This window comes from Caballeronia sp. M23-90 (assembly GCF_053574605.1).
This window is the reverse complement of record NZ_JBSIPA010000370.1, coordinates 1-6696: the sequence shown is the minus strand read 5'-3', so window position 1 is coordinate 6696 and position 6696 is coordinate 1. Positions and strand designations below refer to the sequence as shown.

At 60.0% G+C, this 6696-nt stretch carries 7 protein-coding genes; 5 read left to right on the top strand and 2 right to left on the bottom strand.

The window, feature by feature from the left end; genetic code table 11:
* The 3 genes from ACRXB1_RS27075 to ACRXB1_RS27065 all read left to right on the top strand — a co-directional run.
* Window positions 1-645 (top strand): helix-turn-helix domain-containing protein (locus ACRXB1_RS27075; RefSeq protein ID WP_449493778.1); only part of this gene is annotated, 645 nt, incomplete at its 5' end.
* Window positions 646-991: 346 nt separating this feature from the next.
* Entirely contained in the window at window positions 992-2242 is a 1251-nt protein-coding gene (frc, locus tag ACRXB1_RS27070; protein ID WP_449493777.1) for a formyl-CoA transferase, read from the top strand.
* Window positions 2243-2325: 83 nt separating this feature from the next.
* Entirely contained in the window at window positions 2326-2772 is a 447-nt protein-coding gene (locus tag ACRXB1_RS27065) for a PAS domain S-box protein (protein WP_449493776.1), read from the top strand.
* 53 nt (window positions 2773-2825) lie between these two features.
* Here ACRXB1_RS27065 and ACRXB1_RS27060 read toward each other — a convergent pair whose 3' ends face one another.
* On the bottom strand, window positions 2826-3176 hold the full coding sequence (locus ACRXB1_RS27060; RefSeq protein ID WP_062171096.1) for a hypothetical protein: 351 nt from the start codon (window positions 3174-3176) through the stop codon (window positions 2826-2828).
* 109 nt (window positions 3177-3285) lie between these two features.
* Window positions 3286-4206, bottom strand: coding sequence for a LysR family transcriptional regulator (locus ACRXB1_RS27055; RefSeq protein WP_062003695.1), 921 nt, complete (start codon window positions 4204-4206; stop codon window positions 3286-3288).
* 451 nt (window positions 4207-4657) lie between these two features.
* Between ACRXB1_RS27055 and oxlT the strand changes: the two genes are divergently transcribed.
* Together oxlT and ACRXB1_RS27045 are read left to right on the top strand one after the other, a co-directional pair.
* Window positions 4658-6016 (top strand): oxalate/formate MFS antiporter, encoded by a 1359-nt coding sequence (oxlT, locus tag ACRXB1_RS27050; RefSeq protein WP_062003057.1) that lies wholly within the window; start codon window positions 4658-4660, stop codon window positions 6014-6016.
* Window positions 6013-6696 (top strand): LysR family transcriptional regulator (locus ACRXB1_RS27045; RefSeq protein WP_449493775.1); only part of this gene is annotated, 684 nt, incomplete at its 3' end. The genes oxlT and ACRXB1_RS27045, both read left to right, overlap by 4 nt.

Genomic DNA, 6696 nt, shown 5'->3' with positions numbered 1-6696 from the left:
TGCTGGCTTCTCGCCGATGGCAACCTCCCCGATCTTCTTGCCGACGCAATGTTCGCATCTGCGTTGGCGATGGCCAGGCGCGGTTCGGGCATCGAGATCAAGCCGCGCCGCGTGGAACTGACGCGCCGGGCGTCGAACCGGACGATGTTCGCGCGCCATTACGGTTGCGAGATCGTCTTCGACGCGCCACAAGACGTGATCGTCTTCGATACCGCCGCGCTCGCGCTGCCCTTCGTCACGCATAACGCGGATTTGCTGGCGGCCGTTTTACCTCAGCTCGACGCCGGTATCGCCGAACTCAGCCGTACGCAGACCTTCTCAGATCAGGTCGAGGCGGTAATTGCGCGGAGCATGCGCGGGCAACGGCCAAGCGTCGATGCACTCGCGCATGAAATGGGCATCAGTTCGAGGACGCTGCAAAGAAAACTCGCCGTCGATGGCACGACTTACCAGCAATTGCTGGATCGGGTGCGCAACCGGATTGCGCGCAGGCTGCTTGGGAGCACGGACCTCGGCGCGGGAGAAATCGCTTGGTTCCTCGGTTTCGAGGAGGTCAACTCGTTTTCGCGTGCGTTCAACCAATGGGAAGGGGTGACGCCGCAAAGGTGGCGGGTCGGATCGGATAGCCGACCGACCACTGCTTAGGGTTCTCCCCGCCGTGCCGTCGTTCGCTCCCTGCGGACGACGATCCCACAAGCCTCCCTTTTTCCTCTCTTTTGCACTGCAACAGGCTATCGCTGTGGCGCTCGCGCCATCGGCGTAATCGCGCCTGCTGCATTGCGTCACGTCCTGTTCAAAGAATAAATATCCTTGACTAATACTGTGTTCGGAATATTGTATATCACAAGAAACGACGGTTGCCCGTAGGCACCGCGCCAATAGACGCCTCGAAGAGGAGACAACACATCCCAGCACGCTTGACGCGCCTCTCTCTTCCCCTTGCGCTTTATCCAACACACCAACTAATCCAGTCAGTCAGGAGACAAAAGCCATGACCAGGCCCCTCGAAGGCATCAAGATCATCGACTTCACGCACGTTCAGGCCGGACCGGCTTGCACGCAGTTGCTCGCGTGGTTCGGTGCGGACGTGATCAAGGTCGAACGTCCCGGTTCCGGCGACGTGACGCGCACGCAATTGCGCGATATCCCGAACGTGGATGCGCTGTACTTCACCATGTTGAACAGCAACAAGAAGTCGCTCACGCTCGACACCAAGAAGCCCGAAGGCAAGGAAGTGCTCGAAAAGCTCATCAAGGAATCGGACGTGATGGTCGAGAATTTCGGGCCGGGCGCACTCGACCGGATGGGGTTCCCGTGGGAGCACATCAAGGAACTGAACCCGAAGATGATTTTGGCGTCCGTCAAGGGCTTCAGTGACGGCCATCATTACGACGACCTCAAGGTCTACGAAAACGTGGCGCAGTGCGCGGGCGGATCGGCATCGACGACCGGTTTCTGGGACGGTCCTCCGACCATCAGCGCAGCCGCGCTCGGCGACAGCAACACGGGCATGCATCTGGCCATCGGCATTTTGACGGCATTGATTGGCCGCGATAAAACCGGCAAGGGCCAGAAGGTGGCGGTATCGATGCAGGACAGCGTGCTGAATTTGTGCCGCGTGAAACTGCGCGATCAGCAGCGCCTCGACCGCCTGGGCTATCTGGAAGAGTATCCGCAATACCCGCACGGTGAATTCAGCGATGTCGTCCCACGCGGCGGCAATGCCGGCGGCGGCGGTCAACCGGGCTGGGTGCTCAAGTGCAAGGGCTGGGAAACGGACCCGAACTCGTACATCTACTTCACGATCCAGGGCCACGCGTGGCCGCCGATCTGCAAGGCGATCGGCAAGCCGGAATGGATCGAGGATCTGAAGTACAACACCGCCTCGGCACGCCAGCCGCATATCTTTGACATCTTCGCGACCATCGAAACCTGGCTCGCCGACAAGACCAAGTTCGAAGCCGTCGACATTCTGCGCAAGTTCGACATTCCATGCGCACCAGTCCTGACCATGAAGGAACTCGCCAACGATCCGTCGCTGCGCGAGAGCGGCACGATCACGGAAGTCCAGCACAAGGAACGCGGCTCGTACCTGACCGTGGGCAGCCCGATCAAGTTTTCCGACATGAAGCCGGACATCACGGCGTCACCTTTGCTCGGCGAACACACGGACGAAGTGCTTGCAAGCCTCGGTTACAGCAGCGACCAGATCAGCAAGCTGCACGACGCTCAAGCGGTTTGAACGCGTAACTGCGGCGCTGTGGGTTTTCATGAACTCACAGCGCTGCATGTTTTAACGAGGGTGCTTCGACCATGAGCAGCGCTGTGAATACAAAAACATCCCCAATCGATTTCGAACAATTGGTCGACGTGATCGGCGACGCCATCGTGATCTCCGATGCAAGCGGGGCCATCACGTTATGGAATCCCGCTGCAGAGCGCATGTTCGGGTTCACGCCCGATGACGCGCTCGGCCATTCGCTCGACATCATCATTCCCGAGCGATTGCGAGGGCGTCACTGGACGGGCTACGAAAAGACCATGGCAACCGGCGAAACGCGCTACGGCCACGACGTGTTGCGCGTGCCGGCCGTGCACAAGGACGGGCGGACTTTATCGATTGCCTTCACGGTCGCGTTGCTCCATTCGGCGGGACCGGACGCCGTGGTGACGGGCATCGTCGCCGTCATCCGCGACGAAACCATCCGCTTCACCGAAGAACGCAACCTGAAGAAACGTCTGGCCGAACTCGAAGGCAAACCGGGCGGTTGAAGGGCGCACGAGGAAGACGGCCTGCTGTCATCTAGCTGGCCGTTTTCGGTAAATCAAGCCGCTGCACGCGCGGTGTCGTACTCGGGACGCCACATCTTGGCGCCGCGGGTGTCGTCGGCGCGAGCAATGGTCGTGGCACTGCAGGCGTCGTAGTAGGCGTTTTTCTTGTCGACGATTGCCTGGCAGAGAAATTCCGCACTGTAGGCCTTGAGCAGATGCGGGCAGTGGACTTCGATGTAGCGCGCAATGCGCGCCTGGTCGTTGGGTGCGCCGGAGAGCGCCTTGAGCGTATCGGCGTCCCAGCGAAACATCAGGTCGAGTTCTTCGAAGGCGCTGTTGTATGCGCAGAGTTGCGTTTGCAGTTCGCGCTCGTCGGCGGCGGTGGTGGCGTGTGAACGGATCATGGTTTGTCTCCTGGTTGGCCGTGTTGCTTAACTGCAGGATAGAAAAAATGATCCATAGACGATAGTCACAGTTTTTTACCGTGACTATTCAGAATACCTAATAAATGGTTTACCCGATATGCGTTATCGCCGAGATTTGCGCCGCACCTTCATCGATCAGGAACTGCTTGAACGCTGCCGCTACGGCCGGAAGGCGCTTGTTGTGGCGATGCACGAGGTACCAGTTGAGCATGACGGGAAAGCCCTTGATATCGAGCACGGCAAGACGCCCGACCTGCAGTTCCATGGCGATCGTGTGAGCGGACAGGAAGCTGATGCCCATGCCCGCGATCACGGCCTGCTTGATGGTCTCCGTGCTGGTGATCTCCATGGCGACGTTGAGCGACTTGAGCCTTCCAGCAAACCCTTCTTCCATGGAATTCCAGGTGTCCGAACCCCGTTCTCTCACGATGAACGGCTCCTCGGAGAGCGACTCGAGCGGGATGTTCTTTACGCCGACCAGCGGATGATCCGGCGGCGCGACGATCACGTACGGATGCGGCGCGAACGACACGTTGTCGGTGTCCATGTCCTTCGGCGGCCGAACCATGATGGCCAGGTCGGTGAGGTTGTCGGTGAGCTGGTGCAGCAGTTCCTCACGGTTATGCACCGCGAGGTTGAGCTTGACGTCGGGATTGCGCTTGGTGAATTCGGCGAGCAGGCGCGGGAAAAAATAATCGCCCGCGCTGATGACCGCCACGTTGAGCGTGCCTCCGGAAATACCCTTAAGACGGGCCATGGCGTCGTCGGCTTCGCGGAATTGTTCGAGGATTGCGCGGCTGTGATGGAGCATTTCGACCCCTGCGCTCGTCAGGTAGATCTTCTTCCCGAGCTGCTCGAAGAGCGGCAGGCCGGCGTGCTCCTCGAGTTGCTTCACCTGCGTGGAAACCGCCGGCTGCGTGAGGTAGAGCTCCTCGGCGGCTCGGGAAAAGCTGAGTCTTCGGGCGACGGTTTCGAATATTTTGAGTTGCCTGAACGTCGCGTTGCGCATCATCACCATGTCTCCATCCATAAACGATCCTGAATTTATACAATAAATTTTTCTAACTTTCCCTAATCGTTTTTCTCCCGCAGCATGCTTTCAACGTGCGCCAGTTCCGTAAGGTGATAACGGACAAGGCGCCATGAAGCGAGCGGAGAAGGGCGAAGAAACACAGACCTCCGGCACGGTGCAGCCAAGCGTTCCGGTCCGCTCAAGAAAAGAACACTGGATGTGCCTTTACATGATTTTCCAGACAGCACCCTCAGTCCTTCGGCCGGTGTTTCACTCGCGGCTGCAGCTCGCTGCGTGGGGCTCTGAACCAGGACCCTGACCGACCAAAAACCAACTCTCGCACCGGTGCCAGGTGGAACTTGCGCAAAAGACGCATGCAACCCGATGACACCGTTGAGCCGCAGTCGATTACGCGCCGCACGAGCGCCGATACATAACGGAGACAGACATGGCAAACGCAGATACGCTCACGGCACCCGCCGGAAGCAACCCGAAACGCGGGGTGCATAACAACCGATGGGCGCAACTTGCCATCGGCATCATTTGCATGGGGCTGGTTGCGAACCTGCAATACGCGTGGACCTTGTTCGTTGTCCCAATGGATGCAAAACACCACTGGGGACAGGCCGCGATTCAAACGGCATTCACGGTGTTCATCGTCACGGAAACGTGGCTCGTGCCGCTCGAAGGTTGGCTCGTCGATAAATTCGGCCCGCGTCCGGTTGTCATCGGCGGCTCGATTTGCGCGGCGATTGGCTGGATCATCGATGCCAACGCCACTAGCCTCTACCACCTGTATATCGCGGCGGTCATCGCCGGGATCGGCGCCGGTTGCGTGTACGGCACGTGCGTGGGCACGGCGCTCAAGTGGTTTCCGGACAAGCGTGGTCTTGCAGCGGGCCTGACGGCAGCCGGTTTCGGCGCAGGTGCGGCGGTCACGGTGATCCCCATCTCGAACATGATCCAGACCTCGGGCTATGAACACGCATTCATGTTCTTCGGCATCTTCCAGGGCGTCTGCATCTTCCTGCTTGCGTTGATGCTGGTGCGTCCGCGTCCGCCCGCACATGCGGTTCCGGCGAAGCGCGTGGTGGCATCGAAGATCGATTACACGACGGGGCAGATGGTCCGCTCGCCTTTGTTCTGGGTGCTTTACCTGATGTTCGTGTTCGTGGCTGCCGGCGGCGTGATCGCCACGGCGCAACTCGGTCCGATCGCGAAGGAATACGGCTTCGCCAAGATGCCGGTCAGCATTCTCGGCGTCACGCTGCCGCTGCTTACGATGGCGCTTTCCATCGATAACCTTTGCAACGGTTTCACGCGTCCCCTGTGCGGCTGGATCTCCGACAAGATCGGCCGTGAGAACACGATGTTCTTCATCTTTATCGGCGAAGGGATTGCGTTGCTCGGGCTGATGGAGTTTGGCCACAACCCGTATCTCTTCATGTTCTTCGCGGCGATCACGTTCCTGTGCTGGGGCGAAATCTTCTCGATCTTCCCTGCAACCTGCGCGGATACATTCGGCAGCAAGTACGCTGCTGCCAACGCCGGTACCTTGTACACGGCGAAGGGCACGGCTTCCATGCTGGTGCCGCTGGCGTCGGTGCTGTCGGCGATCGGTTCGTGGGACGCGGTGTTCATCGCGACGGCGACCATCTCGATTGCAGCCGGTTTGTGCGCCAAGTTCGTCCTGGCGCCGATGAGAAAGCGCTGGATCGACAATACGGTGGCCGAATCCAGCCGGCTCGATGCCGCTTCGTTCCAGACCGCCTGGTCCGAAACACCGCGCAATTCGTCGGCGCAATGAGCAGGAATCTCGTCGCCGAAGCAGGGCTGAAGGGGTCCGGCGTGTCCTTGCAGCAGTTGCGCCTGTTCGTCACCCTTGCCGAACACCGGAGCTTCACGCAGGCCGGCAACGCGCTCGGCGTGACGCAATCGGCGGCGAGCCGCAGCATCAGGGAACTGGAAGAGCTGCTTGACTTGCGGCTCTTCGATCGCACCACGCGCCACGTCGCGCTCACCGATACGGGCCGCGCCTTGCTTCCCCGCATCGCGCTCCTCGTCGATGAACTCGAAGTCGCGCTGCGGTTTGGGCAAGAGGTATCGACGGCGGAAAGCGGCGCGGTATCGATTGCATGCAGCGCAAGCGTGGTTGCTTCAGTCGTTCCGGCGCTGCTTGCGTCCTGCCGGGCGAGCTATCCGAATCTCACGCTCAAGCTGCACGACGCGCCGCAAGACCGCGTGCTCGACATGCTGCGTTCGGGCGACGCCGATCTGGCCATCCTGATCGAGCCGCAGGAAAGTCGCGACTTGTCCACTGAGACGCTGTTCTCCGATACCTTTTGCGCGATTGTGCCGGCGCGTCATCCGCTGGCATCGAATGCAACGGTTCGATGGCGCGAGCTGAGCGGCGCCGACCTGTTCCTTCTCGACGATACCGCCGGCAGCGCCGACATGATCGCCGACGCGCTTGGCCAGCAAGGGGTA